Source organism: Serratia sp. AS12 (genome assembly GCF_000214195.1).
In the GTDB taxonomy this organism is placed as follows: domain Bacteria; phylum Pseudomonadota; class Gammaproteobacteria; order Enterobacterales; family Enterobacteriaceae; genus Serratia; species Serratia plymuthica.
Map to the genome: position 1 here is coordinate 2,237,536 of NC_015566.1, position 24,932 is coordinate 2,262,467.

At 53.6% G+C, this 24,932-nt stretch carries 24 protein-coding genes and 1 other annotated feature; all 24 genes read left to right on the plus strand.

All coding sequences use genetic code 11. The features are described from left to right. The first annotated feature begins 275 nt into the window (after window positions 1-275). The 24 genes from SERAS12_RS10465 (at window position 276) to SERAS12_RS10580 (ending at window position 24,883) form a co-directional block, all read left to right on the plus strand. The gene (locus SERAS12_RS10465) at window positions 276-1,235 is read left to right on the plus strand and encodes a hypothetical protein (protein WP_239440994.1); all 960 of its coding nucleotides are present in this window, start codon (window positions 276-278) and stop codon (window positions 1,233-1,235) included. A 297-nt stretch (window positions 1,236-1,532) separates the two neighbouring features. Further along, the gene (gene thrS, locus SERAS12_RS10470; RefSeq protein WP_013812632.1) at window positions 1,533-3,461 is read left to right on the plus strand and encodes a threonine--tRNA ligase; all 1,929 of its coding nucleotides are present in this window, start codon (window positions 1,533-1,535) and stop codon (window positions 3,459-3,461) included. 3 nt (window positions 3,462-3,464) lie between these two features. After that, on the plus strand, window positions 3,465-4,016 hold the full coding sequence (infC, locus tag SERAS12_RS25530) for a translation initiation factor IF-3 (protein WP_013812633.1): 552 nt from the start codon (window positions 3,465-3,467) through the stop codon (window positions 4,014-4,016). A 98-nt stretch (window positions 4,017-4,114) separates the two neighbouring features. Then, window positions 4,115-4,312: a 50S ribosomal protein L35 gene (gene rpmI, locus SERAS12_RS10480; RefSeq protein ID WP_004943591.1), complete on the plus strand. Its 198-nt coding sequence runs from the start codon at window positions 4,115-4,117 to the stop codon at window positions 4,310-4,312. A 43-nt stretch (window positions 4,313-4,355) separates the two neighbouring features. Continuing rightward, window positions 4,356-4,712 (plus strand): 50S ribosomal protein L20, encoded by a 357-nt coding sequence (gene rplT / locus SERAS12_RS10485; protein ID WP_004943595.1) that lies wholly within the window; start codon window positions 4,356-4,358, stop codon window positions 4,710-4,712. A gap of 113 nt (window positions 4,713-4,825) precedes the next feature. Next, window positions 4,826-4,948: a sequence feature (Phe leader region), on the plus strand. Continuing rightward, entirely contained in the window at window positions 4,830-4,874 is a 45-nt protein-coding gene (gene pheM, locus SERAS12_RS26210) for a pheST operon leader peptide PheM (RefSeq protein ID WP_121608962.1), read from the plus strand. (Overlaps the previous feature by 45 nt.) Before the next feature lie 203 nt (window positions 4,949-5,151). After that, window positions 5,152-6,135, plus strand: coding sequence for a phenylalanine--tRNA ligase subunit alpha (pheS, locus tag SERAS12_RS10490; protein WP_004943598.1), 984 nt, complete (start codon window positions 5,152-5,154; stop codon window positions 6,133-6,135). A gap of 14 nt (window positions 6,136-6,149) precedes the next feature. Continuing rightward, the gene (pheT, locus tag SERAS12_RS10495) at window positions 6,150-8,537 is read left to right on the plus strand and encodes a phenylalanine--tRNA ligase subunit beta (protein ID WP_013812634.1); all 2,388 of its coding nucleotides are present in this window, start codon (window positions 6,150-6,152) and stop codon (window positions 8,535-8,537) included. A 4-nt stretch (window positions 8,538-8,541) separates the two neighbouring features. Then, the gene (gene ihfA, locus SERAS12_RS10500) at window positions 8,542-8,838 is read left to right on the plus strand and encodes an integration host factor subunit alpha (protein ID WP_004943604.1); all 297 of its coding nucleotides are present in this window, start codon (window positions 8,542-8,544) and stop codon (window positions 8,836-8,838) included. Between the two features lie 573 nt (window positions 8,839-9,411). After that, window positions 9,412-9,864: a DUF2502 domain-containing protein gene (locus tag SERAS12_RS10510; protein WP_013812636.1), complete on the plus strand. Its 453-nt coding sequence runs from the start codon at window positions 9,412-9,414 to the stop codon at window positions 9,862-9,864. Window positions 9,865-10,039: 175 nt separating this feature from the next. Continuing rightward, window positions 10,040-11,047 carry a vitamin B12 ABC transporter permease BtuC gene (gene btuC, locus SERAS12_RS10515; protein WP_004943610.1) on the plus strand — a complete coding sequence of 336 codons (1,008 nt, stop codon included), beginning with the start codon at window positions 10,040-10,042 and terminating at the stop codon, window positions 11,045-11,047. A gap of 41 nt (window positions 11,048-11,088) precedes the next feature. Continuing rightward, window positions 11,089-11,640 carry a glutathione peroxidase gene (locus tag SERAS12_RS10520; RefSeq protein ID WP_013812637.1) on the plus strand — a complete coding sequence of 184 codons (552 nt, stop codon included), beginning with the start codon at window positions 11,089-11,091 and terminating at the stop codon, window positions 11,638-11,640. A 19-nt stretch (window positions 11,641-11,659) separates the two neighbouring features. After that, window positions 11,660-12,415 carry a vitamin B12 ABC transporter ATP-binding protein BtuD gene (gene btuD, locus SERAS12_RS10525; protein ID WP_013812638.1) on the plus strand — a complete coding sequence of 252 codons (756 nt, stop codon included), beginning with the start codon at window positions 11,660-11,662 and terminating at the stop codon, window positions 12,413-12,415. A gap of 388 nt (window positions 12,416-12,803) precedes the next feature. Then, window positions 12,804-13,958: a UDP-4-amino-4-deoxy-L-arabinose aminotransferase gene (gene arnB / locus SERAS12_RS10530; RefSeq protein WP_013812639.1), complete on the plus strand. Its 1,155-nt coding sequence runs from the start codon at window positions 12,804-12,806 to the stop codon at window positions 13,956-13,958. Next, window positions 13,945-14,925 carry an undecaprenyl-phosphate 4-deoxy-4-formamido-L-arabinose transferase gene (arnC, locus tag SERAS12_RS10535; RefSeq protein WP_013812640.1) on the plus strand — a complete coding sequence of 327 codons (981 nt, stop codon included), beginning with the start codon at window positions 13,945-13,947 and terminating at the stop codon, window positions 14,923-14,925. The genes arnB and arnC overlap by 14 nt, the downstream gene beginning before the upstream one ends. Beyond that, the gene (gene arnA / locus SERAS12_RS10540) at window positions 14,925-16,907 is read left to right on the plus strand and encodes a bifunctional UDP-4-amino-4-deoxy-L-arabinose formyltransferase/UDP-glucuronic acid oxidase ArnA (protein WP_041416570.1); all 1,983 of its coding nucleotides are present in this window, start codon (window positions 14,925-14,927) and stop codon (window positions 16,905-16,907) included. The genes arnC and arnA overlap by 1 nt, the downstream gene beginning before the upstream one ends. Further along, complete coding sequence (arnD, locus tag SERAS12_RS10545; protein ID WP_013812642.1) at window positions 16,904-17,809, plus strand: 4-deoxy-4-formamido-L-arabinose-phosphoundecaprenol deformylase; 906 nt, start codon at window positions 16,904-16,906, stop codon at window positions 17,807-17,809. Before arnA ends, arnD begins: the two co-directional genes overlap by 4 nt. Beyond that, window positions 17,806-19,470 (plus strand): lipid IV(A) 4-amino-4-deoxy-L-arabinosyltransferase, encoded by a 1,665-nt coding sequence (gene arnT, locus SERAS12_RS10550; RefSeq protein WP_013812643.1) that lies wholly within the window; start codon window positions 17,806-17,808, stop codon window positions 19,468-19,470. Before arnD ends, arnT begins: the two co-directional genes overlap by 4 nt. Next, a complete protein-coding gene (gene arnE / locus SERAS12_RS10555) occupies window positions 19,467-19,814 on the plus strand; it encodes a 4-amino-4-deoxy-L-arabinose-phosphoundecaprenol flippase subunit ArnE (RefSeq protein WP_004943629.1) in 348 nt (115 codons plus the stop codon). Before arnT ends, arnE begins: the two co-directional genes overlap by 4 nt. After that, complete coding sequence (arnF, locus tag SERAS12_RS10560) at window positions 19,811-20,203, plus strand: 4-amino-4-deoxy-L-arabinose-phosphoundecaprenol flippase subunit ArnF (protein WP_013812644.1); 393 nt, start codon at window positions 19,811-19,813, stop codon at window positions 20,201-20,203. Before arnE ends, arnF begins: the two co-directional genes overlap by 4 nt. A gap of 173 nt (window positions 20,204-20,376) precedes the next feature. After that, window positions 20,377-20,841, plus strand: coding sequence for an NlpC/P60 family protein (locus tag SERAS12_RS10565; RefSeq protein WP_004943635.1), 465 nt, complete (start codon window positions 20,377-20,379; stop codon window positions 20,839-20,841). Between the two features lie 57 nt (window positions 20,842-20,898). Next, the gene (locus SERAS12_RS10570; RefSeq protein ID WP_013812645.1) at window positions 20,899-21,912 is read left to right on the plus strand and encodes a lipoate--protein ligase A; all 1,014 of its coding nucleotides are present in this window, start codon (window positions 20,899-20,901) and stop codon (window positions 21,910-21,912) included. Window positions 21,913-22,456: 544 nt separating this feature from the next. Further along, window positions 22,457-23,197 (plus strand): EAL domain-containing protein, encoded by a 741-nt coding sequence (locus tag SERAS12_RS10575; protein WP_013812646.1) that lies wholly within the window; start codon window positions 22,457-22,459, stop codon window positions 23,195-23,197. A gap of 243 nt (window positions 23,198-23,440) precedes the next feature. Next, the gene (locus SERAS12_RS10580; protein ID WP_013812647.1) at window positions 23,441-24,883 is read left to right on the plus strand and encodes a protein adenylyltransferase SelO; all 1,443 of its coding nucleotides are present in this window, start codon (window positions 23,441-23,443) and stop codon (window positions 24,881-24,883) included. The last annotated feature ends 49 nt before the right edge of the window (window positions 24,884-24,932 follow it).

The window sequence follows — 24,932 nt, forward strand, 5'->3', positions numbered from 1 at the left end:
AAGGCATGTCTTGATGCTTATCAAAATCTGCTCTTTCCGACAACGTAGAAATACAATTATCAATGTCTCGTTACTTCCCTCGTGGCGTACCCTGGCTAACCAATGCAGAAGCTAAGGACTACCTTTGTAAGTGACCTTGTTTACTCCTATATTGCACAACGGGAATGAATAGATCGTATGGGCTACAAGTGAGAAATTAAGTCGTTGGAGGTTATATCAGCCTAATTGTGTTCATATCTATATCAACATTAACCAGCAGGTTAAAAGGAGTAAAAATGATGATGAGGATTTTATTTATTTTGTGTCTCGGCCTCGCTAATGGTTCTGCGTCGGCCGCTGGACCGAATGTGAATATAAAGTATTATGGTTATGATTGGCTCGACTTCTATGAAAATACTTCTCCCTCTTATAATGCAACCGCAGCCTTAAATGCGATTTCTGACGTTGGGGTCAGTACGACCAACCTTAATGTCGTGCATTCCATTAAAAGTTTGAGTTTGCCGATTTGTGCCCAAGGGCAATGTGTGCTGAATGTGCAAGCTGGATCCGGCTCCGTTGCAGGTTCGCCGTTCGTGGACATTTGTCCAGGAGCAACAAATGACAGTGCCTGTCAGGCTGTAGGTTCATGGGCTAATATTTGGAGCATTGTGCAGGAAATCAGTAAGGCTACATATCGTCCCGGCGCTATTTATTTTATTGATGAGCCGTTCGATGTGCCCGCTTTGCAAACTGGCGACAAATATGTTCCATATCAATATGCCAGTTATCTATGTACTCTCCGACAGGCCATGAAAAACTACGGGTTAACTGTCCCGGTTTATACTGTTCTGAGTTACAGGCATACCCATATACCAGAATATGTCAATGAAATACAAAAAGGGGCACCGACAACTGCCTGCCCTAGAGGTGTGAATAGTAAGCCTGACTGGATAGGGGTCGATAATTACAATTGGTCAGTATCTGACATGTGGGAAACCTACAACCGTCTGGCACCGACCAATAATAGTCAAAAATGGGTTTTGGTTCCGCCATCTAGTGCGTCCCTTGGCCTGAATGACGAACAGCTCCATACGCAAATTCAATTGTATTGGGATTTTATTAACCAATATCCCAAAGCGCCGGTGGTTTACATCATGAACTGGCGGTTTGACAGAAATGTTACGGAAAATCGCGATGTGTATAAGACATCAACTGCGCTGTTATCTTTTATGGCGAATACTATTCTCGCCAATTAGGAATAAATAGCGGCCGTCTTGTCCTCGCCGTCAACCGGCGAGGACAGGTTTTTTCCGTACTGGTTGTGGGCAATCCTGTTTGACAAACTCTCCGGTAGATGGCGCGCTAATCATAGTGTTACACTGCCCGTTCCGTTATGGCGTCGCACCATGGCATACCGTAAATCGTGTGCTTATGAGGGTACATATTTGGCAGAGTGAAGCTGAATAGCGTTCATAACAACATGTAGTTAAACGATATTGTATTTCTTCATGTGATCTGTCGTGTGGGTCACCACTGTAGATAAGGAATCATTAATGCCTGTTATTACTCTTCCTGACGGAAGTCAGCGTCATTTCGACCGCGCCGTTTCCCCCCTGGATGTTGCCCTTGATATCGGCCCTGGTTTGGCCAAAGCCTGTATTGCCGGCCGTGTAAACGGTGAACTGGTTGATGCCGGCGATCTGATCGAATCCGATGCACAACTGGCGATTATCACCATCAAGGACGCCGAAGGCCTGGAAATCATGCGCCACTCCTGCGCGCACCTGTTGGGCCATGCTATCAAGCAGCTGTGGCCGGACACCAAAATGGCTATCGGCCCGGTGATCGACAACGGTTTCTACTATGACGTTGATATTGACCGTACCCTGACGCAGGAAGACCTGGATCTGCTGGAAAAGCGGATGCATGAGTTGGCCGATAAAGATTATGACGTCATCAAGAAAAAGGTCAGTTGGCAAGAAGCCCGCGACACCTTTGCCGCGCGTGGTGAAAACTACAAAGTGGCGATTCTGGATGAGAACATCAGCCATGACGACCGTCCTGGCCTGTATCACCATGAAGAATATATCGACATGTGCCGCGGTCCGCACGTGCCGAACATGCGTTTCTGCCATCACTTCAAACTGCAGAAAACCTCGGGCGCCTACTGGCGTGGCGACAGCAAAAACAAAATGCTGCAGCGTATCTACGGTACTGCCTGGGCAGACAAGAAACAGCTGAATGCCTACCTGCAGCGTCTGGAAGAAGCCGCCAAGCGTGACCATCGCAAGATCGGCAAGCAGCTCGACCTGTATCATATGCAGGAAGAAGCGCCGGGTATGGTGTTCTGGCACAACGACGGCTGGACGATTTTCCGCGAGCTGGAAGCCTTTGTGCGCATGAAGCTCAAAGAGTACCAGTATCAGGAAGTGAAAGGGCCATTTATGATGGACCGTGTGCTGTGGGAAAAAACCGGCCACTGGGAAAACTATAAAGACGCCATGTTCACGACCTCGTCGGAAAACCGCGAGTACTGCATCAAGCCGATGAACTGCCCGGGACACGTGCAGATCTTCAACCAGGGTCTGAAGTCTTACCGTGACTTGCCGCTGCGTATGGGCGAGTTCGGCAGTTGCCACCGCAACGAACCTTCGGGTTCTCTGCATGGCCTGATGCGCGTGCGTGGTTTCACTCAGGATGACGCCCATATCTTCTGTACAGAAGAGCAGGTGCGTGCCGAAGTGAACGAATGCATCAGAATGGTCTATGATGTTTACGGCACCTTTGGCTTCGAAAAGATTGCAGTTAAACTCTCCACCCGCCCTGAGAAGCGCATCGGCACTGACGATATGTGGACTCGTGCGGAAGAGGATCTGGCTGCTGCGCTGACCGAAAACGGGATTCCGTTTGAATATCAGCCGGGTGAGGGCGCCTTCTACGGACCAAAAATTGAATTTACTCTGCATGATTGTTTGGATCGTGCATGGCAATGTGGTACCGTGCAGCTCGATTTCTTCTTACCGGGCCGTTTAGGCGCGTCGTATGTTGGCGAAAACAACGATCGCGTGGTACCGGTAATGATTCACCGTGCTATTTTGGGCTCCATGGAGCGTTTCATCGGTATCCTTACCGAAGAGTACGCAGGGTTTTACCCAACCTGGATTGCTCCGGTGCAGGTGGTGGTGATGAATATCACCGATAGCCAGTCTGATTATGTCCAGCAATTGACCAAAAAACTGCAAGATGCAGGGATTCGTGTTAAAGCGGACTTGAGAAATGAGAAGATTGGCTTTAAAATTCGCGAACATACTTTACGTCGGGTTCCTTACATGTTGGTGTGCGGTGATAAAGAGGTCGAATCAGGCAAAGTTGCCGTTCGTACCCGCCGTGGCAAAGACCTGGGAAGCCTCGACGTAAACGAAGTCGTAGACAAGCTGCTGAAAGAGATTCGCAGCCGTAGTCTTCATCAACTGGAGGAATAAAGTATTAAAGGCGGAAAACGAGTTCAACCGGCGCGTCCTAATCGCATTAACAGAGAAATTCGCGCGCAAGAAGTTCGCCTAACCGGCGTCGATGGCGAGCAGATTGGTATTGTCAGTCTGAATGAAGCTCTTGAAAAAGCTGAGGAAGCGGGCGTTGATTTAGTAGAAATCAGCCCAAATGCCGAACCGCCAGTTTGCCGAATCATGGATTACGGCAAATTCCTCTACGAGAAGAGCAAGTCGACCAAAGAACAGAAGAAGAAGCAAAAAGTCATTCAGGTCAAGGAAATCAAATTCCGTCCTGGTACCGATGATGGCGACTATCAGGTCAAACTACGCAACCTGATTCGCTTTCTGGAAGATGGCGATAAAGCCAAAATCACCCTGCGTTTCCGCGGACGTGAGATGGCGCACCAACAGATCGGTATGGAAGTGCTTAATCGCGTCCGTAAAGACCTGTGTGAAGATTCTGATTTGGCCATTGTCGAATCCTTCCCTACGAGGATCGAAGGCCGTCAGATGATCATGGTGCTCGCACCGAAAAAGAGACAGTAAAGGCTTCCAAGTAATCGAACCCGCGCAGCGCTTGCGTTGTGTGGGTTTTATTCGCCTTACTGATCGTTGTTTAACAATGCGAAGTGGATTTAATTAAAATGCCAAAGATTAAAACTGTACGTGGTGCAGCCAAACGCTTCAAAAAAACCGGCAGCGGTGGTTTTAAGCGCAAGCATGCTAACCTGCGTCATATTCTGACCAAAAAAGCAACCAAGCGTAAACGTCACCTGCGTCCGAAAGGCATGGTGTCTAAAAACGATATGGTCCTGGTTGTTGCGTGCCTTCCGTACGCATAAGCCATTTTTTTTGAATCCAGAATAAGACTTTAGGAGAGAGCATATGGCTCGCGTAAAACGTGGTGTAATTGCACGCGCACGTCACAAGAAAATTTTAAAACAAGCGAAAGGTTACTACGGTGCCCGTTCGCGCGTTTATCGTGTTGCCTTCCAGGCAGTAATCAAAGCAGGTCAGTATGCTTACCGTGACCGTCGTCAACGTAAGCGTCAGTTCCGTCAGCTGTGGATTGCACGTATCAACGCAGCAGCTCGTGTGAACGGCCTGTCTTACAGCAAATTCATTAACGGCCTGAAAAAAGCCTCTATTGAAATTGACCGTAAGATCCTGGCTGACATCGCAGTCTTCGACAAAGTGGCCTTCGGCGCACTGGTTGAGAAAGCGAAAGCAGCACTGGCGTAAGTCAGTAAGAGAGGGAGCTTGCTCCCTCTTTTATCTTTGTTTTTCAGTACGAATATTGACTTTTATTGACCGCCGCTATATCACTGGTGGGCAATCAATCGACAAGGTTAAGCAATCATGCACGCTGTTATTTTTCGTTTCTTTTTTTACTTTAGCGCCTGATCTCAGGAGGCTTTGCGCGTAAGAAAAGAAACGAAAAGTAGCGCCTAAGCCTCCCCTGTGGAGGCTTTTTTGTTTTTGGCCATACCCTTTGTCTTTCAAACTACAGCGGCGTTGGCCGCGTGTGTTCACCCCAGTCACTTAGTTATCTAAGCTCCCGGGGATTCACCCACTTGCCGCCTGGCTGTAGCTTGAAATCCTGTGGGTACGACATAGGCCAGATAACATACAATTATCAGTCATTACTTAGGGCCATACCGGCCAGAGGAAGAGGAAAGCAATGCCACATCTCGCAGAGCTGGTTGCCAATGCTAAAGCAGCCGTAGAAGATGCCCAGGATGTTGCCGCGTTGGATTTGGTACGCGTCGAATATTTAGGCAAGAAAGGCCATTTTACCTTGCAGATGCAATCGCTGCGTGACGTGCCGGCGGAAGAACGCCCGGCGGCCGGGGCGGTGATCAACCAGGCAAAACAGGCGGTGCAGGATGCGCTGAACGCGCGTAAAAACACGCTGGAATCCGCTGCGCTGAACGAGCGTCTGGCTGCAGAGACTATTGACGTTTCCCTGCCAGGCCGTCGTATGGAAAATGGCGGGCTGCATCCGGTGACCCGCACCATCGATCGTATCGAAGCCTTCTTTGGCGAACTGGGCTTCTCAGTCGAGACCGGACCGGAAATTGAAGACGATTATCATAACTTCGACGCGCTGAACATCCCCGGGCACCACCCGGCGCGCGCCGATCACGACACCTTCTGGTTCGATGCCACGCGCCTGCTGCGCACTCAGACTTCCGGCGTGCAGATCCGTACCATGAAGAACCAACAGCCGCCAATTCGCATTATTGCGCCGGGTCGCGTTTACCGTAACGATTACGACCAAACGCACACCCCGATGTTCCATCAGATGGAAGGCCTGATTGTCGACAAAGACATCAGCTTCACCAACCTGAAGGGCACGCTGCATGATTTCCTGAATAACTTCTTTGAAGAGGATTTGCAGGTTCGTTTCCGTCCGTCGTACTTCCCGTTTACCGAACCGTCTGCTGAAGTGGACGTCATGGGCAAAAACGGCAAGTGGCTGGAAGTTCTGGGCTGCGGCATGGTGCATCCGAACGTTCTGCGCAACGTGGGCATCGACCCGGAAATCTATTCCGGTTTTGCTTTCGGCATGGGCATGGAGCGTCTGACGATGTTGCGTTATGGCGTCACCGACCTGCGCGCGTTCTTCGAAAACGATCTGCGTTTCCTCAAACAGTTTAAGTAAGGCGGGAATATCACATGAAATTCAGTGAACTCTGGTTGCGCGAGTGGGTAAACCCGGCCATCAGCAGCGAAGCATTATCCGATCAAATCACCATGGCTGGCCTGGAAGTGGACGGCGTGGAGCCGGTAGCCGGCGTCTTCAACGGCGTGGTGGTTGGCCACGTGGTTGAATGCGGTCAGCATCCAAATGCGGACAAACTGCGCGTGACCAAGGTTAACGTAGGCGGCGACCGCTTGTTGGATATCGTCTGCGGCGCGCCGAACTGCCGGACTGGCCTGAAAGTGGCCGTTGCCACCGTGGGCGCAGTGCTGCCGGGCGATTTCAAAATCAAAGCCGCCAAATTACGTGGCGAACCTTCTGAAGGCATGCTCTGCTCGTTCTCCGAATTGGGCATTTCCGGCGATCACGACGGTATTATCGAACTGCCGGAAGATGCGCCGATTGGCACCGACATCCGTGAATACCTGAAGCTGAACGACAACACGATCGAAATCAGCGTGACGCCTAACCGCGCCGACTGTCTGGGCATCATCGGCGTAGCGCGTGATGTTGGCGTGCTGAATCAGGTGGCACTCACCGAACCGGACATGAGCCCGGTTGCAGCCACGATCAATGATACGCTGCCGATCCGCGTTGATGCGCCGCAGGCGTGCCCGCGTTACCTGGGTCGCGTAGTCAAAGGCATCAACGTTAAGGCTGCCAGCCCGCTGTGGATGCGTGAGAAACTGCGTCGTTGCGGCATCCGCTCCATTGACGCGGTGGTTGACGTTACCAACTACGTGCTGCTGGAACTGGGTCAGCCAATGCACGCCTTCGACCTGAGCCGCATTGAAGGCGGTATCGTGGTGCGTATGGCCGAAGAAGGGGAAACCCTGACGCTGCTGGACGGCAATGAAGCCAAACTGAATGCAGATACCCTGGTGATTGCCGATCACCAAAAAGCGCTGGCGATGGGCGGCATCTTTGGTGGCGAACATTCAGGGGTGAATGACGAGACCCAGGATGTGTTGCTGGAGTGCGCCTTCTTCAGCCCGCTGTCGATTACCGGCCGTGCGCGTCGTCAGGGCCTGCACACCGACGCTTCACATCGCTATGAGCGTGGCGTTGATCCTGCGCTGCAGTACAAGGCGATGGAGCGCGCTACCCGCCTGCTGGTTGATATCTGCGGCGGCCAGGCCGGCCCGGTTATTGATGTCACCACCGAAAGCGAACTGCCAAAGCGCGCCACTATTACGTTGCGCCGTGAAAAGCTGGATCGTTTGATTGGTCATGTGGTACCAAGCGAGCAGGTGAGCGATATTCTGCGTCGTCTGGGTTGTCAGGTGACCGAGCAGGGCGATAACTGGCTGGCGGTGGCGCCGAGCTGGCGTTTCGATATGGAAATCGAAGAAGACCTGGTAGAAGAAGTCGCGCGCGTTTATGGCTACAACAATATTCCTGACGTGCCGGTACGTGCCGATCTGGTCATGACCAAGCACCGCGAAGCCGATTTGACGCTGAAACGCGTGAAAACTCTGCTGGTCGATCACGGTTTCCAGGAAGCGATCACCTACAGCTTCGTTGATCCTAAAGTGCAGGCCTTGCTGCACCCGGGCGAAGAGGCGTTGATCCTGCCAAGCCCAATCTCGGTAGAGATGTCGGCTATGCGTCTGTCATTGTGGACCGGCCTGCTGTCTGCGGTGGTGTATAACCAGAATCGTCAGCAAAGCCGCCTGCGCCTGTTTGAAAGCGGGTTGCGCTTTGTGCCTGATACTGCGGCAAATCTGGGTATCCGTCAGGATGTCATGCTGGCAGGGGTGATTGCGGGCCATACGCATGAAGAACACTGGGATCTGGCGCGTAAGCCGGTCGACTTCTATGATTTAAAAGGCGATCTGGAGTCGGTACTCGAACTGACCGGTAAATTATCCGAAATTCAGTTCAAAGCCGAGGCCAATCCGGCATTGCATCCTGGGCAAAGCGCGGCGATTTATTTACAGGGTGAACGCGTAGGTTTCATCGGTGTGGTTCATCCGGAACTTGAACGTAAACTGGATCTTAACGGCCGTACAGTGGTGTTCGAACTGGAGTGGAACAAGGTCGCAAGCCGCGCCGTGCCTCAGGCGCGGGAGATTTCTCGCTTCCCGGCAAACCGCCGCGATATCGCCGTTGTGGTGGCTGAAAACGTCGCCGCAGAAGATATTTTGGCAGAGTGTAAGAAAGTTGGCGCAAATCAGGTAGTTGGCGTAAACTTGTTTGATGTGTACCGTGGCAAGGGCGTAGCGGAGGGCGATAAGAGCCTGGCTATCAGTCTGGTATTGCAGGATACCGCTCGTACACTGGAAGAAGAGGAGATAGCCGCTACCGTTGCAAGATGCGTAGAGGCTCTAAAACAGCGATTCCAAGCATCCTTGAGGGATTGAACCTATGGCGCTTACTAAAGCTGAAATGTCAGAACACCTGTTTGAAAAGCTTGGGCTTAGCAAACGGGATGCCAAAGACCTGGTAGAACTGTTTTTCGAAGAGGTACGTCGTGCTCTCGAGAACGGTGAGCAGGTTAAACTGTCAGGTTTTGGCAATTTTGATTTGCGTGACAAGAACCAACGTCCTGGGCGTAACCCGAAGACTGGCGAGGACATTCCGATTACGGCGCGCCGCGTGGTCACTTTCCGTCCGGGACAAAAGCTGAAAAGTCGGGTAGAGAACGCCAGCCCGAAAGAGTAAGTTGCATGAAACCAAAAAGGCCGCTTTGCGGCCTTTTTCTTTTTCTGAGTTAAATTAGGCGTATTCTTAAATTATGCCGCCACGAGATTTTTCAGGTGGTGATATTAATCTCTCTCGTTCAGACTAAAATAATATTTTCGTTGCGGATTATTCTTATGGCTATTTTGTGTTGGTTGCTTTTTTAATAAAAAAGGGGCCGCGGCCCCTGATGGTTAATAATGATTATAGTAGTGACCCGGTCCGCCGCCACGGTGCCCGCCGCCGTGTGGGCCGAAGCAGCAGGCGCTGAGCGCTGAAGCCAGTACGGCAACGGTCAATAACATTCCAATGCGCTTAATCATAATAATGTCTCTCCGGTGGTTGTTGGCTTAATTATAAATAGCCTGGTGGCGATAAGTACGTCAGTTATTCGTTAAAGGTTGTCAGCAATTATATTAATTAAACGGCAGGGCTGGAGTGTATGGATTTCGTAAGGGAGATGAAAACGATCTGAAAATAGGCATTGGTGAGATAGGCGCTAAATAAATGCGCTGATATAACCACTCAAGCGAGAAAATAAAGTGAGAACATAAAATGAAAAAGTTCCTGTTGCTGGTTTGTTTACCGTTGCTGCTGCCGGTGGCTGCGCAGGCGGATGTCTCTATTGATATCAACGTGCCGGGCGTTTCGGTACATCTGGGCGATCAGGACCGCCGGGGCTATTATTGGGATGGTTACGACTGGCGTCCGCCGCAGTGGTGGCATGCTCATCAGGGCCGCGGTATGGGCGAGCGGAATAACCATGGCATGTACTGGGACGGAGGCCGTTGGCAACCGAAACCACCGCGTGGTTATGAGCACCGTGGCCCGGATCGCGACGGTAATCCGTTCCGTGGCGAACGCGATAATCATGATAACGGCAACCGTCATGACAATGGCGACCGTGACAATGGGCGCGGTAACGATCAGGGCCGTGGCCATGACAATAGCCGCGGTCACGGCAATGGCGAACCCTATCCGCCGAACGGCAATGGTCCGCACCCTTAATTAATTTTACAGCGGCTGCTTTTGCCATCACCTGCGGGTGACGGGCAGACGCAGCCGCCGTTTTCCTGTCATTGTGCTTATGCAATGCTTCCCCTTCTGGCGCTAACCCCCTAATATTTGACCCAGACGTCAATTATTCGGCCGTAAATACGGCCTGCAGGGAATCGCCGCGCCAATGCTGACCAGCCAAACCTTTTCTTTATTGCTCCAAAACCAACGCACTCGCGACAAGCGCCATCTGTGGTTGTTGATGCTGGGCGTTGCGGTGGCTTTTGTTTTCAGCCTCAGTGCCGGCGACATTTGGCTCTGGCCCTCACAGTGGCTTAGCGAGCCCGCGCAGCTGTTTGTCTGGCAGTTGCGGCTGCCGCGGGCGCTGGCGGTGATGCTGGTAGGCGCCAGCCTGGCGGTGGCTGGGGCGGTTATGCAGGCGTTGTTCGAAAACCCCTTGGCCGAGCCGGGCCTGCTGGGTGTCGCGAACGGCGCCGGCGTGGCGCTGGTGCTGACGGTGTTGCTGGGCAACGGTTTGCTGCCGGTGGCGCTGATGAGCCTGAGCGCCATCGTCGGCGCGTTAATCATGACTTTTCTGCTGCTCAGTTTTGCCCGCCGCCGACGCTTAACCAATGCGCGCTTGCTGTTGGTGGGGGTTGCGCTGGGCATCGTATGCAGCGCGGTGATGACCTGGGCGGTGTACTTCAGTTCCAGTCTGGATCTGCGCCAACTGATGTATTGGATGATGGGCGGGTTTGGCGGTGTTGACTGGCGGCAAAAGTGGTTGGTGCTGGCCCTTTTGCCGGTGCTGCTTTGGTTGTGTTGCCAAGGCAAGGCGCTGAACTTTATGGCCCTGGGGGAGATTCAGGCGCGTCAGCTCGGGCTCTCTTTGCATCTGTGGCGCAACCTACTGGTGTTGGCGATTGGCTGGTTGGTGGGCGTTAGTGTGGCGCTGGCCGGGGTGATTGGTTTTGTCGGGTTGGTGATCCCGCATATGCTGCGCCTCAGCGGCCTGACCAACCAGCGTTACCTGCTGCCCGGATGCGCGCTGGCCGGTGGCGGCGTGTTGCTGGCGGCTGATGTGGTGGCGCGCATCACCCTGTTGTCGGCAGAATTGCCCATTGGGGTGGTGACGGCCACCCTCGGAGCACCGCTATTTATCTGGTTACTGACCCGGGTAAAAAGCGTAAGGTAGTTTCTTCTGTTCACCTGCAAACAAAACAAGAGGATAAAGCTATGTCTCAACCTATCTATGACATTCCGGTAAACACTATCGAAAATCAATCCACCACCTTGGGCGAATATGAAGGCAAAGCGCTGTTGGTGGTTAACGTGGCGTCGGAATGTGGCTTGACCAAGCAATATGAAGGGCTGGAAGCGTTATACGAAACCTATCGCGCAGAGGGTTTTGAGGTGTTGGGCTTCCCGTCCAATGAGTTCCTGGGGCAAGAACCCGGCAGCAATGAAGAGATCCTGGCATTTTGCCGCGGGACCTTCGGTGTACAGTTCCCGATGTTCGCCAAAATTGAAGTGAACAGCGACGACCGCCATCCATTGTATCAGGCGTTGATTGCCGCAAAACCGCAGGCGGTCGCGCCAGAGGGCAGCGAGTTCCTGGCGCGTATGAGTAGCAAAGGCCGTGCGCCGAAGCAAACTGGCGATATCTTGTGGAACTTTGAAAAGTTCCTGATTGGGCGCGATGGCCAAGTGATCGAGCGTTTCTCGCCGGACACGACGCCGGAAGATCCGGCGCTGGTGGCCGCTGTCAAACAGGCGCTGGCCGGATAACAAGGAGCGGTAATCCATCATGCTGCAGCTCAGTCAGGTTGGGGTAGAAGGGCGTTTGGCCCCGTTTTCAGCGCAGGTTGATGCTGGGTTGCAGTATCACCTTATCGGCCCGAACGGCGCCGGTAAAAGCACGCTGCTGGCTCGGCTGGCGGGTATGCTGCCCGGTTCAGGGGAACTCTTGCTGGCGGGCCTACCGCTGGCCGGCTATCAGGGAAGTGAACTGGCGCTGCGCCGCGCTTACTTAAGCCAGCAGCAGCCCCCTGTCGCGTTGATGCCCGTGTTCCAATACCTGGCGTTACATCAACCGGCGGGCGCCGCTGAAACTGCGGTGGAGAGCACCATTCTCTATCTTTGCCAACGTTTAAAGCTGATGGATAAGTTGCCACGTATGCTGACTCAGCTTTCCGGCGGTGAATGGCAACGGGTGCGGCTGGCGGCGGTGTTGCTTCAGGTGTGGCCGACGGTTAACCCCTACAGCCAACTGTTGCTGCTGGACGAACCGACCAATAGTCTGGACGTGGCGCAGAAGGTGGCACTGGATCGCCTGCTGCGCGAGTTTTGTCAGAGCGGCCGTAGCGCTTTGGTTTGCGCGCACGATCTCAACCATACTTTGCAGCAGGCCGATCGGGTTTGGCTGTTGCACGCCGGTCGGCTGGTTGCGCAGGGCGTTACGCGAGAAGTGATGGAGCCGGTAGTGCTTTCACAGATTTATGATGTGGATTTTCATCTGCAGGCGGTCGGCGATCAGCGCTGGATCATGACCAAGACGGCGTAGCGCGAAATTCGGCTTAAACGTAAATTAAACGGACCCGATATAAATAGACGGCTAACCTTAAGCCGTTATTTCTTTTTCTCTTTTAAATTAACTCCCCCGCCTTGAAAACCGTCGCTGACGTGCTACGCTGATTTAGTTCAAATAAAATAAGTAAGTAATTATTTATAAGTACAATTAATTGATTTTAATGAATTATTTATTCCTTGGTGATGAGTCTCTTAAATCTGATAGCCAACTGGCAATTAATCTTACCTTAAGGTTTAGTTAAGCTTGCGGCCGTACATTGGCAACCAATCCACCAGGAACGATTCTCTCTGGCGTTTAATATTCGTTAAATGAAAGAGATCTACAGTGTCATTAAAGAAATTTGATACGTTTGGGGTTAACTATGGATGAATTTTTACCTTTTTCTCGCCCTGCCATTGGCGACGAAGAGATCGCAGCGGTAGAAAAGGTATTGCGCTCTGGCTGGATCACCACCGGGCCGCAGAATCAGCAATTGGAAAACGAATTCTGCTCCACCTTCGGATGTAAACACGCCATAGCCGTTTGTTCCGCCACTGCGGGCATGCACATCACCCTGATGGCGCTGGGCATTGGCCCGGGTGATGAGGTTATCACACCTTCGCAAACCTGGGTTTCCACCCTCAATATGATTGAATTGCTTGGCGCAACGCCGGTGATGATTGATGTTGATCGCGATACGCTGATGGTCAGTGCCGCCGATGTCGAAGCGGCCATTACGGCTAAAACCAAAGCCATTGTCCCGGTGCATTACGCCGGTGCGCCGTTGCAGATGGACGCTTTGCGCGATGTGGCAGCGCGCCACAACCTCCCCCTGATCGAAGATGCTGCCCATGCGGTGGGTGCCCGTTACAACGGCGAGTGGGTCGGCGCACGCGGCACGGCAATTTTTTCCTTCCATGCGATTAAAAACCTGACCTGCGCCGAGGGTGGCCTGATTGCCACCGACGACGATGCGCTGGCCGATCGCGTGCGTTGCCTGAAGTTCCACGGACTGGCGGTTGACGCCTTCGATCGCCAACAGCTGGGGCGCAAGCCACAGGCAGAGGTGGTGGAACCGGGCTACAAATACAACCTTTCGGATATTCACGCGGCCATCGCTGTCGTGCAGTTAGCTCGTCTGCCGCAGTTGAACGCCCGCCGCAAAGCGTTGGCCCAGCGTTATTTGGCCGCGCTGGAAGGTTCGCCTTTCCAGCCGCTGGGGCTGCCTGATTACCCGCATGATCACGCCTGGCATCTGTTTATGGTGCGTGTTGATGCCGAGCGCTGCGGCATCGATCGCGACCAACTGATGGAGCGCCTGAAGGCGTTGGGTATCGGTACCGGTCTGCATTTCCGCGCTGCCCATACCCAAAAATTTTACCGCGAACGTTATCCGCAGCTGTCGTTGCCGAACACCGAATGGAACTCGGCGTGTCTGTGTACCTTACCGTTATTCCCTGATATGACCGACGGCGATGTAGATCGCGTGGTCAACGCCTTATCTTCTGTTGTGGAGTCGTTACGTGTCTCGCGTTGAACCGATAAAAAAAGTTTCGGTGGTGATCCCGGTATACAACGAGCAGGAAAGTTTGCCTGCCTTGCTTGAGCGTACTACCGCCGCCTGTGAACAACTGACTCAGCCTTATGAAATTATTCTGGTCGATGACGGCAGCAGCGACAACTCAGCCGATATGCTGACCGCTGCGGCAGAGCAACCGGGCAGCTGCGTGATTGCCGTTCTGCTGAACCGTAATTACGGCCAACACTCGGCGATCATGGCCGGCTTCAATCAGGTGAGCGGCGATCTGGTGATTACGCTGGACGCCGATTTGCAAAACCCACCGGAAGAGATCCCGCGCCTGGTGCGGGTCGCAGAAGAGGGCTATGACGTAGTGGGCACCGTGCGTGCCAACCGCCAGGACTCCTGGTTCCGCAAAAGCGCCTCACGCATTATCAATATGATGATCCAACGTGCTACCGGCAAATCGATGGGCGATTACGGCTGCATGTTGCGCGCCTATCGCCGCCATATTATCGAAGCCATGCTGAACTGCCACGAACGCAGCACCTTTATCCCGATCCTGGCGAACACCTTCGCCCGGCGTACCACCGAAATCGACGTGCTGCACGCCGAACGCGAGTTTGGCGATTCCAAATACAGCCTGATGAAGTTGATTAACCTGATGTACGACTTGCTCACCTGCCTGACGACGACGCCGCTGCGTTTGCTCAGCGTTGTTGGCAGCGTGGTGGCGCTCTCAGGTTTTGTGCTGGCGGTAGTGCTGATCGCCCTGCGTTTGATTATGGGGCCTGAATGGTCGGGCGGTGGGGTGTTCACGCTGTTTGCGGTGCTGTTTACCTTTATTGGTGCTCAATTTGTCGGCATGGGCCTGTTGGGAGAGTACATAGGTCGAATCTATACCGACGTACGCGCTCGTCCTCGTTATTTTGTTCAGAAAGTGGTCGGCGAACAGCCGGTTCACAATACTCAGGAAGAAGAATGATGAAAGCTATTGTATTTGCTTACCATGATATTGGCTGCGCGGGTTTGAAAGCGCTGACTGACGCAGGCTATGACGTTCAGGCGGTATTCACGCATACCGACGATCCTGGTGAGAACAACTTCTTCTCCTCCGTAGCCCGTTTAGGCGCTGAATTGGAGTTGCCGGTCTATGCGCCGGAAGACGTTAACCACCCGTTGTGGATCGAGCGCATCCGTCAGATGCAACCGGACGTTATTTTCTCCTTCTATTACCGCAACTTGTTAAGCGATGAGATCCTGTCGCTGGCACGGCTTGGTGGGTTCAACCTGCACGGTTCGTTGCTGCCGCGCTACCGCGGCCGTGCACCGGTGAACTGGGCGCTGGTCAACGGCGAAACCGAAACCGGCGCCACGCTGCACAAAATGGTCAAACGCCCGGATGCCGGGGACATCGTTGGCCAGCGCAAAGTGACGATCGCCGCTGACGATACGGCGTTGACGCTGCATAAAAAAGTGCTGGAAGCGGCACAGGCGCTGCTGAAAGAGGAGCTGCCTAAGCTGAAAAACGGCACCGCCTCATTCACTGCGCAAAATGAAGCCGACGCCAGCTATTTTGGCCGTCGCACCGCGGCAGACGGTGAAATTTTGTGGCATAAATCCGCACAGGAAATCAACAACCTGATCCGTGCGGTCACCGAGCCTTACCCTGGCGCATTCAGCTACCTCGGCCAACGTAAGCTGATCGTTTGGCGCGCCCGCGTGCTGGATGCCCAGCATGATAAACAACCGGGCACCGTGCTCAGCACCTCACCGCTGATCATCGCTTGCGGTGAAGGTGCGCTGGAAATCGTTGCCGGGCAAAACGAGGCCGGTCTGTACGTGCAGGGCAGCCGTCTGGCGCAGGAAATGGGCATCGTGACCGATGTACGTCTGGCAGCGAAGGTCAATGCGGTCATGAAACGCAGAACCCGTGTGTTGATCCTGGGCGTTAACGGTTTTATCGGTAACCACCTGACTGAACGCCTGCTGCGTGACGATCGTTACGATATTTACGGTCTGGATATCGGCTCTGATGCCATCAGCCGTTTCCTGGATAACCCGCGCTTCCACTTTGTGGAAGGGGATATCAGCATTCACTCCGAGTGGATCGAGTATCACATCAAGAAATGCGACGTGGTGCTGCCGCTGGTAGCCATCGCAACACCTATCGAATACACCCGCAATCCACTGCGCGTGTTCGAGCTGGATTTCGAAGAAAACCTGAAAATCGTCCGCGACTGCGTGAAATACAATAAGCGCATTATCTTCCCGTCCACCTCCGAGGTGTACGGCATGTGCGACGACAAAGAATTTGATGAAGACCACTCGCGTCTGATTGTCGGGCCGATCAACAAACAGCGCTGGATTTACTCGGTGTCCAAGCAGTTGCTGGACCGAGTGATCTGGGCATACGGCGCCAAGGAAGGGTTGAAGTTCACCCTGTTCCGTCCGTTCAACTGGATGGGCCCACGCCTGGATAATCTGGATGCGGCGCGTATCGGTTCATCACGTGCTATCACCCAGTTAATCCTCAATCTGGTAGAAGGTTCGCCGATCAAACTGATGGACGGCGGGGCGCAAAAACGCTGCTTTACCGACATCAACGACGGTATCGAAGCGCTGTTCCGCATTATCGAAAACCGCGACGGTTTGTGTGACGGTCAGATCGTCAATATCGGTAACCCGACCAATGAGGCCAGCATCCGTGAACTGGCGGAAATGCTGCTTGAGAGTTTCAACAATCACCCGTTGCGCGACAGCTTCCCGCCGTTTGCCGGCTTTAAGGATGTAGAAAGCAGCAGCTATTACGGTAAAGGGTATCAGGACGTTGAGCACCGTACGCCGAGCATCAAGAATGCCCGTCGCCTGCTGGGTTGGCAGCCGACCATTGCGATGCAGCAGACCGTTGCCGATACGTTGGATTACTTCCTGCGCACTACCGTCCAGGAAGGTAAAGGTGCATGAAGAAAGTCGGCCTGCGAGTTGATGTAGATACCTTCAGCGGTACCCGTGAAGGGGTACCGCAGTTGCTGGAACTGTTCGACAAGTACGATATTCAGGCCAGTTTCTTCTTCAGCGTAGGACCGGACAATATGGGGCGCCATCTGTGGCGCCTTTTCCGTCCGAAATTCCTGTGGAAAATGCTGCGTTCGAACGCCGCGTCACTGTACGGCTGGGATATCCTGCTGGCAGGTACCGCCTGGCCGGGGCGCAATATTTCCCGCAAGCTGGGGCCGTTGATGAAACGTACCGCCGAGGCCGGGCATGAAGTGGGGCTGCACGCGTGGGATCATCAGGGCTGGCAGGCGAACGTCGGCCGCTGGTCTGAGGCGCAACTGACACAGCAGGTTCAACGGGGCGTGGATGCACTAACCGGCAGTACCGGCCAGCCGGTAAAATGCTCGGCGGTAGCCGGCTGGCGTGCGGATACGCGGGTGCTGGAGGTGAAGCAGCGTTTCGGTTTTCACTATAACAGCGACTGTCGTGGCACCCACCCATTCCGCCCGCAGTTAAGCGATGGCCGTCTCGGCACCGTGCAGATCCCGGTTACGTTACCCACCTTTGACGAGGTGATTGGCAGTGAAGTCAGTATGGCCGACTTCAACGATTACATTCTGCAAGCCATTGAAAACGACCAGGGCGTGCCGGTGTATACCATTCATACCGAAGTGGAAGGGATGTCGCAGGTAGCGATGTTCGAACAGTTACTGCAGCGCGCGCAACGACAGGGCATAGCATTCTGTCCGTTAAGCGAACTGCTGCCGCACGATTTGGCTTCATTGCCATTGGGCCGCATCAAGCGCGCTCCTTTCCCCGGCCGCGAAGGTTGGCTGGGTTGTCAAACCGATGTGAAGGACGATTCATGAAGGCGCTAAAAGGATCATGGGCCATCTTGCTGGCCATTTTTTTTGCTCTGGTTTACCTGATTCCCCTCAATGGGCGCCTGCTGTGGCAACCTGATGAAACCCGCTATGCCGAAATCAGCCGCGAGATGTTGCAGCGCGGCGACTGGGTAGTGCCCAATCTGCTTGGCCTGCGTTATTTTGAAAAACCGGTAGCCGGTTACTGGTTTAACAACATCAGCCAATGGCTGTTTGGCGAGACCAACTTTGCGGTGCGTTTCGGTTCGGTATTCAGCACCGGCATGACCGCGCTGCTGGTATTTGCGCTGGCGATGCTGATGTGGCGCAATGCGCGCCGCGCCAGCCTGGCGGTGCTGATTTTCCTGTCGATGGTACTGGTGTTCAGCATCGGTACCTACAGCGTACTGGATCCGATGATCTCACTGTGGCTGGCCGCAGCGATGGTCAGTTATTACCTGACGCTGAAAGCCACCACGGTCAAAGGCAAGCTGGGTGGTTACGTGCTGCTGGGTTTGGCCTGCGGCATGGGCTTTATGACCAAGGGGTTCCTGGCACTGGCGGTGCCGGTGATTGCGGTGATCCCGATTGTCATTCAGCAACGGCGGATTAAAGATCTTCTTATTTACGGCCCGGTGGCGATAGTGGTGGCGGTGTTGCTCAGCCTGCCCTGGGCGCTGGCCATTGCCCAGCGAGAACCGGACTTCTGGAACTACTTCTTCTGGGTGGAGCATATTCAGCGCTTCGCCGAGGACAACGCGCAGCATAAGGCACCGTTCTGGTACTACATTCCGATTCTGTTTGCCGGGGTGCTGCCGTGGGCGGCGTTGCTGCCAGGGGCGCTGATCAAGGGCTGGCGTGAACGCATCAATCGCCCTGAGCTGTTTTTCTTGTTCAGTTGGGTAGTGATGCCACTGATCTTCTTCAGCATCGCCAAGGGTAAGCTGCCGACCTATATTCTGCCGTGCATGGCGCCGCTGGCGCTGTTGATGGCGGCCTATGCCGAGGATTATGCGGCGGTACTGCGCAGCAAGGCATTCAAAGTCAATGCGTTGCTAAACGGATTGTTTGGCGCGATCGGCGTATTGGCGCTGTTGATTATCGGTAGTGGTCTGTTGCCCAAGGTGCATTTGTTTAGCGCCCAGGAATGGCCGAAGATAGTGATCGGCATTATCGCCTTTGCCGGGTGGTTACTGTTCGCCGTGGTGTCGGTGCGTGATAATGCACGCCGCTGGCGCTGGGCGGCTGCCTGTCCGTTGCTGCTGTGCCTGCTGATTGGCTATGCGATTCCGCAACAGGTGACCGATTCCAAGTTGCCGCAAAACTTCGCACGGGTGAACATGGCAGAATTAAGCCATAGCCGCTACGTGCTGACAGACAGCGTGGGGGTAGCCGCCGGCCTGGCCTGGGAACTGAAGCGCAGCGACGTGCTGATGTTCAGCGAAAAGGGCGAAGTGTCTTATGGTCTGGACTACCCGGATGCCCGCAGCCATTTCATCAGCGATGAAGATTTCCCGCAGTGGTTGGCACAGGCGCGCAAGCAGGGCGATGTCTCGCTGGTATTGCAATTGTCGAGAGGGGATCACGTGCCGAAAAACTTACCGACCGCAGACAAGATTGTTGAGATGAACCGCCTGGCACTGGTTTGGTATCAACAGCAACCATGATGATCGGTTACCTGTTGGTGATTGTGGTCAGTCTGCTCACCTGCGGTGGGCAGCTGTGCCAGAAACAGGCCGCTCTGTGCTGGCAATTGCCGCCGGATGTCAGACGGGGGCCGACGCTGCGCTGGTTGGCACTGGCGGTGTTGCTGCTGGGGGCCGGCATGGCGGTGTGGCTCAACGTGTTGCAACGTTTGCCGCTCAGCCTGGCGTACCCGATGCTCAGCCTGAATTTTGTGCTGGTGACGCTGGCTGCCCGCTGGCTGTTTCAGGAACCGACCACTTTGCGCCACTGGTGTGGCGTAGCGTCCATTATGCTGGGGATCCTGTTGATGAGTGTACACCCATGAGGGGCTATGCCTGGGGGGCTGCCAGCGTATTGTTGGTGACGGTGGCGCAGCTTTTGATGAAGTGGGGCATGGCGCAGATCCCGCTGATGTCGTTCGCCGACGTGACATTGGCGCTGCTCATGCATTACTGGTTGCCGTTGCTGGCGGTGGGTTGCGGTATTTTTGGCTATGCGTTGTCGATGTTGTGCTGGTTCTTTGCGCTGCATCATTTGCCGCTCAACCGCGCTTATCCGCTGTTGAGCGTCAGCTATGCGCTGGTGTACATGGCTGCGGTGATCCTGCCCTGGTTTAATGAATCCGCTACCTTGCTGAAAACGTTGGGAACGCTGTTTATCCTGTTTGGGGTGTGGCTGATTAACAGTAAGGCCGGGGTAAAAACGGCCCAATAGCGCAAAAATTGGCGTCAACGCGATTATCTCCTTCACAGTGCTTGCCTTTTTCCCCCTACGGGGGATAAATTAGCGCCAAATAGCTCTCTCCTAACGTGGCGCCGACTTTGCCTCGCTGGCGGTGTGGTTGACCGTGCGGCATGATGCGGCAACGGGTTCAATGAAGGGATATTATGCGGATGCGTGTTTGGTTTTTATTAGCCAGTTTAATTCTTGCCGGTTGCAGCAGCCATGCGCCGCCGCCAAGCGGCCGGTTGGCCGACTCGATCGTGGTGGTGGCTCAATTGAATGAGCAACTGCGGCAATGGTACGGCACGCCATATCGTTATGGTGGGATGGATCGCGGTGGTGTCGACTGCTCAGGATTTGTCTATCGCACCTTCCGTGACCGTTTCGATATGCAATTGCCGCGCTCTACCGAAGAGCAAACCGAGCTCGGCACCAAAGTCTCGCGTGATGAATTGATGCCGGGCGATCTGGTGTTTTTCAAAACCGGCGCGGGTGAAAATGGTTTACACGTGGGTATCTACGATACCAACGATCAATTTATCCATGCCTCAACCAGCCGCGGCGTTATTCGCTCCTCGCTGGACAATGTCTATTGGAAGCGAGCCTACTGGCAGGCGCGACGCATTTAACCTTAACTCTTTGATTCGGTGTATCATGGCGGCATCACGTCCTTAACGGTGACTGCCATGAATAGCCTACGCTTACTGATTTCCGACTCCTACGATCCCTGGTTCAATCTGGCCGTGGAAGAGTGCATCTTCCGCGAGATGACCACGCAGAAAATCCTGTTCTTATGGCGCAACGCCGAAACCGTGGTCATTGGCCAGTCACAAAACCCGTGGAAAGAGTGCAACACCCGACGGATGGAGCAGGATGGGATCCGGCTGGCGCGGCGCAGCAGCGGGGGTGGAGCGGTATTTCACGATCTGGGTAACACCTGTTTTACCTTTATGGCGGGGAAGCCCGGCTATGATAAAACCGTGTCCACCGGCATTATACTGGCGGCGCTGACACGATTGGGGATCTCCGCGACGGCTTCAGGGCGCAATGATCTGGTGATCGACACCGCAGAGGGCGTGCGTAAAATATCCGGCTCGGCCTACCGTGAAACTCAGGATCGCGGGTTTCACCATGGCACGTTATTACTGAACGCCGATCTAAACCGCCTGGCGGATTACCTTAACCCGGACCCCAAAAAATTGCAGGCCAAGGGTATCAGCTCAGTACGCTCTCGTGTCGCCAACCTGGCGGAGTTCAGGCCTGATATCAACCACCAACAGATATGTGACGCTGTGACTCAGGCATTCTTTGAGCATTATGGTGATACCGCCAGGGCGGAAATCATCTCCCCCGATGTTTATCCCGATTTGCCGGATTTCGCCGCGCAGTTCGCCAGACAAAGCAGCTGGGAATGGAATTTCGGCAAAGCGCCTGCATTTAGCCATTTGCTGAATGAGCGCTTTGCCTGGGGCGGGGTGGATATCTTCTTTGATGTGGAAAAGGGAGCCATTGACCGGGCGCAGATTTTTACCGATAGCCTTAACCCTGCGCCGTTGCAACAGTTGGCAGAACGGCTGGTGGGATGCGCCTACCGCAGTGAGGCTGTGGCAAGTTGTTGCGATAGTTTGATCGCGCAGTTTCCCGAACATGCCGCCGAGTTGGCTGAACTGCGGCAATGGTTGGTCGAGACAATCAAATAACATTCAGGCTTCAGTTATCCTGGGATGAGGCAGCTCATCCCTTTTTACGCCGTGCGGCCCCTACTTTCTTGTTGTATCTCATCGTAAAAAAAGGCGTAAATGCAGACTCAGCATAAATTCGCTAAAAATCAAGGTGGGCATTTTTTGGGTTGTTTCAATGCTGAGAATAACGCAGTGAATTGATGTGTTATCGAATTTAATCAGTTGTTATGAAATTGGAGCGTAATTGCGTTGAGTGCAAAAGATACGTTTTAAAACTGATAGGAATTTCTTTAATTAAAACAATGGAGATAAGTCAAATTTTAAGCATTACTCTATCCCTTAAGTGAAATGCCTCTCAATTTTATTCGCTCCGCTCTGATTTTGTCATAAGTTAAATTGTTTTTTATTCATTTTTTTGCGAACTGCGCATAGCTTTAATCTATCAATTAAATGATAACTTATTGGTAATTACATTGATATTTCCGATTAATCTCAGGGGGATTGATCGATAAAATATATTGATATACGATCAGCTGCTCGCCATTCTGCCTGTGGCATTAAAATGAAAATTCAATTCGAAGCTGACTTTATTAGTCGCTATGTTTTTCAACCTGTTTACTCAATGGACGGCAGGCTGCTGGCGGTAGAAATTTTATGCCGTTTCAATAGCCTGGACGGTGATTTAGCCATGCCGGCTGACATCGGGATTACGTTATTGACTCCCGCTCAAAGGGTTGAGTTATTTAACGAGCAATTGAGACTGGCGGAGCAACATGCCAGTTGGTTTATCGAGCACGATGTGCTGTTGACCCTCAATATCGAAGAAACCATTGTCGATGCGATCCTCGCTGACGATCTGCTGTGTCAACGCCTACGGCAGTGGTCGTTTATTGCATTGGAGATCAGTGAGGCCTTTCCGAATCTTTCGGCGGGAAAGAACAATACCAAGGTCAGCCGGCTAAGCGAAATGTTCACGCTGTGGCTGGATAATTTTGGTTCAGGGCAGGCGACATTGACCGCATTGTATGACGGGCTGTTCGACTATGTGAAAATCGACAAACATTTTTACTGGCAGCTGTTTGCCCACCAAGGATATGACGTAGTCATAGACTCGCTATTAAAGAATATCAACCTGCTGTGCAAGGGAGTGATTGTCTGCGGCATTGAGAAGAAGGCGTATTTTAATAAGCTCAGGCATGCCGGTGTTTTTGGTTTGCAGGGTTTTTTATGGCCCAGCGTTGGTGTGGATAATTTGGTCGCTTTGCGGGTCACACCTGAAGAGTTCAATAACAATAATCGATAGCGCTGCCCACCCCAGAGTAATAATGGATCGGGTGATTTTGCTGTGATTCCTGCCCTGTTATTTCTCATGAATTTCCCGCGGATAAAGCCTTCCGTTCATCGGCACAATCAGGCGTTTAAACCCTATCGATGCAAACGACACTCCTCCGCCTCTGCCTGGGTTCTCGACAGAGGTGTTCTCCCTGCATTTCCTCTGTGTTAATCCGCACGCCCAGGCTCTACACTAAGCGGATACGGAGGGCCTATGCCGCAGTTTGAAAACGCTTATCACCACCAGTTACCCGGTTTTTATACCGAATTGAAACCCACGCCGCTGAAGGGCGCTCGCCTGCTGTATCACAGTGAACCGCTGGCGCGAGAGCTGGGGTTGGACGAAAGCTGGTTTACCCAGGACAAGACCCCGATATGGTCGGGTGAAAGGCTGCTGCCCGGTATGCAGCCGTTGGCGCAGGTGTACAGCGGCCATCAGTTTGGCGTGTGGGCCGGGCAATTGGGCGACGGCCGTGGCATTTTGCTCGGCGAGCAAAAGCTGGCGGATGGCCGCAGCATGGACTGGCATCTGAAAGGCGCGGGGCTAACGCCTTATTCGCGGATGGGCGACGGGCGTGCCGTATTGCGTTCGGCGATCCGTGAATTTCTGGCCTCCGAGGCGTTGCATCATCTGGGCATTCCGACCACGCGCGCGTTGACTCTGGTGACCAGCGAACAGCCCGTTTTCCGTGAACAACCGGAGCGTGGCGCGATGTTACTGCGCGTGGCGGAAAGCCATGTGCGCTTCGGCCATTTTGAGCATTTTTACTACCGCAAACAGCCGGAGCAGGTGCAACAGCTGGCCGATTTTGTGATCGCTCGCCATTGGCCGCAGTTGAAGGATCACGACGACGGCTATTTACCCTGGTTTATTGACGTTGTTGAACGCACTGCGCGCTTAATCGCGCATTGGCAGACCGTCGGGTTCGCTCACGGCGTCATGAACACCGATAATATGTCGATCCTTGGCATCACCATCGATTATGGCCCTTACGCTTTCCTCGATGATTACAAACCTGACTTTATCTGCAACCATTCGGATCATCAGGGGCGTTATGCCTTTGATAATCAACCCGCGGTTGCGCTGTGGAACCTCCACCGGCTGGCGCAGGCGCTGTCCGGGTTGATGACCACCGAGCAGTTGCAGCAGGCGTTGGCGGTCTATGAACCGGCGTTGATGCGAGCCTATGGGGAGCAGATGCGCGCCAAACTCGGCTTTTTCACCCAGTCGACTCAGGATAACGATCTGCTGACCGGGCTGTTGAGCCTCATGGCGCAAGAGGGGCGCGACTATACCCGTACTTTCCGCTTGCTGAGCCAGACGGAACAGCAACAGGCGCAGTCGCCGTTGCGGGACGAGTTTATCGATCGCGGCGCATTCGACGCTTGGTATCAGCAATATCGGCAGCGTTTGCAGCAAGAGCAGGTGAGCGACAGTGAACGGCAGCAGGCGATGAAGGCGGCAAATCCCAAATTAATCCTGCGCAATTACCTGGCGCAGCAGGCGATTGAGCGTGCCGAGCAGGATGATGTCAGCAAGCTGGCGCGCCTGCATCAGGCGTTGTTGACGCCGTTCGCCGATGTGCCAGAATACGACGATCTTGCCGCTTTGCCGCCGGATTGGGGCAAGCATCTGGAGATTTCCTGCTCGAGCTGAAATACCCGTCGTGTTTCACATTGCAGCGGGTTAACGTGAGCGCGGCATG

What these genes read in the sequence shown, in the direction of transcription:
- SERAS12_RS10465 (WP_239440994.1), top strand. Translation starts at nt 276, where the DNA reads ATGATGATGAGGATTTTATTTATTTTGTGTCTCGGCCTCGCTAATGGT.
- thrS (WP_013812632.1), top strand. Translation starts at nt 1,533, where the DNA reads ATGCCTGTTATTACTCTTCCTGACGGAAGTCAGCGTCATTTCGACCGC.
- rpmI (WP_004943591.1), top strand. Translation starts at nt 4,115, where the DNA reads ATGCCAAAGATTAAAACTGTACGTGGTGCAGCCAAACGCTTCAAAAAA.
- rplT (WP_004943595.1), top strand. Translation starts at nt 4,356, where the DNA reads ATGGCTCGCGTAAAACGTGGTGTAATTGCACGCGCACGTCACAAGAAA.
- pheS (WP_004943598.1), top strand. Translation starts at nt 5,152, where the DNA reads ATGCCACATCTCGCAGAGCTGGTTGCCAATGCTAAAGCAGCCGTAGAA.
- pheT (WP_013812634.1), top strand. Translation starts at nt 6,150, where the DNA reads ATGAAATTCAGTGAACTCTGGTTGCGCGAGTGGGTAAACCCGGCCATC.
- ihfA (WP_004943604.1), top strand. Translation starts at nt 8,542, where the DNA reads ATGGCGCTTACTAAAGCTGAAATGTCAGAACACCTGTTTGAAAAGCTT.
- SERAS12_RS10510 (WP_013812636.1), top strand. Translation starts at nt 9,412, where the DNA reads ATGAAAAAGTTCCTGTTGCTGGTTTGTTTACCGTTGCTGCTGCCGGTG.
- btuC (WP_004943610.1), top strand. Translation starts at nt 10,040, where the DNA reads ATGCTGACCAGCCAAACCTTTTCTTTATTGCTCCAAAACCAACGCACT.
- SERAS12_RS10520 (WP_013812637.1), top strand. Translation starts at nt 11,089, where the DNA reads ATGTCTCAACCTATCTATGACATTCCGGTAAACACTATCGAAAATCAA.
- btuD (WP_013812638.1), top strand. Translation starts at nt 11,660, where the DNA reads ATGCTGCAGCTCAGTCAGGTTGGGGTAGAAGGGCGTTTGGCCCCGTTT.
- arnB (WP_013812639.1), top strand. Translation starts at nt 12,804, where the DNA reads ATGGATGAATTTTTACCTTTTTCTCGCCCTGCCATTGGCGACGAAGAG.
- arnA (WP_041416570.1), top strand. Translation starts at nt 14,925, where the DNA reads ATGAAAGCTATTGTATTTGCTTACCATGATATTGGCTGCGCGGGTTTG.
- arnD (WP_013812642.1), top strand. Translation starts at nt 16,904, where the DNA reads ATGAAGAAAGTCGGCCTGCGAGTTGATGTAGATACCTTCAGCGGTACC.
- arnT (WP_013812643.1), top strand. Translation starts at nt 17,806, where the DNA reads ATGAAGGCGCTAAAAGGATCATGGGCCATCTTGCTGGCCATTTTTTTT.
- arnE (WP_004943629.1), top strand. Translation starts at nt 19,467, where the DNA reads ATGATGATCGGTTACCTGTTGGTGATTGTGGTCAGTCTGCTCACCTGC.
- arnF (WP_013812644.1), top strand. Translation starts at nt 19,811, where the DNA reads ATGAGGGGCTATGCCTGGGGGGCTGCCAGCGTATTGTTGGTGACGGTG.
- SERAS12_RS10565 (WP_004943635.1), top strand. Translation starts at nt 20,377, where the DNA reads ATGCGGATGCGTGTTTGGTTTTTATTAGCCAGTTTAATTCTTGCCGGT.
- SERAS12_RS10570 (WP_013812645.1), top strand. Translation starts at nt 20,899, where the DNA reads ATGAATAGCCTACGCTTACTGATTTCCGACTCCTACGATCCCTGGTTC.
- SERAS12_RS10575 (WP_013812646.1), top strand. Translation starts at nt 22,457, where the DNA reads ATGAAAATTCAATTCGAAGCTGACTTTATTAGTCGCTATGTTTTTCAA.
- SERAS12_RS10580 (WP_013812647.1), top strand. Translation starts at nt 23,441, where the DNA reads ATGCCGCAGTTTGAAAACGCTTATCACCACCAGTTACCCGGTTTTTAT.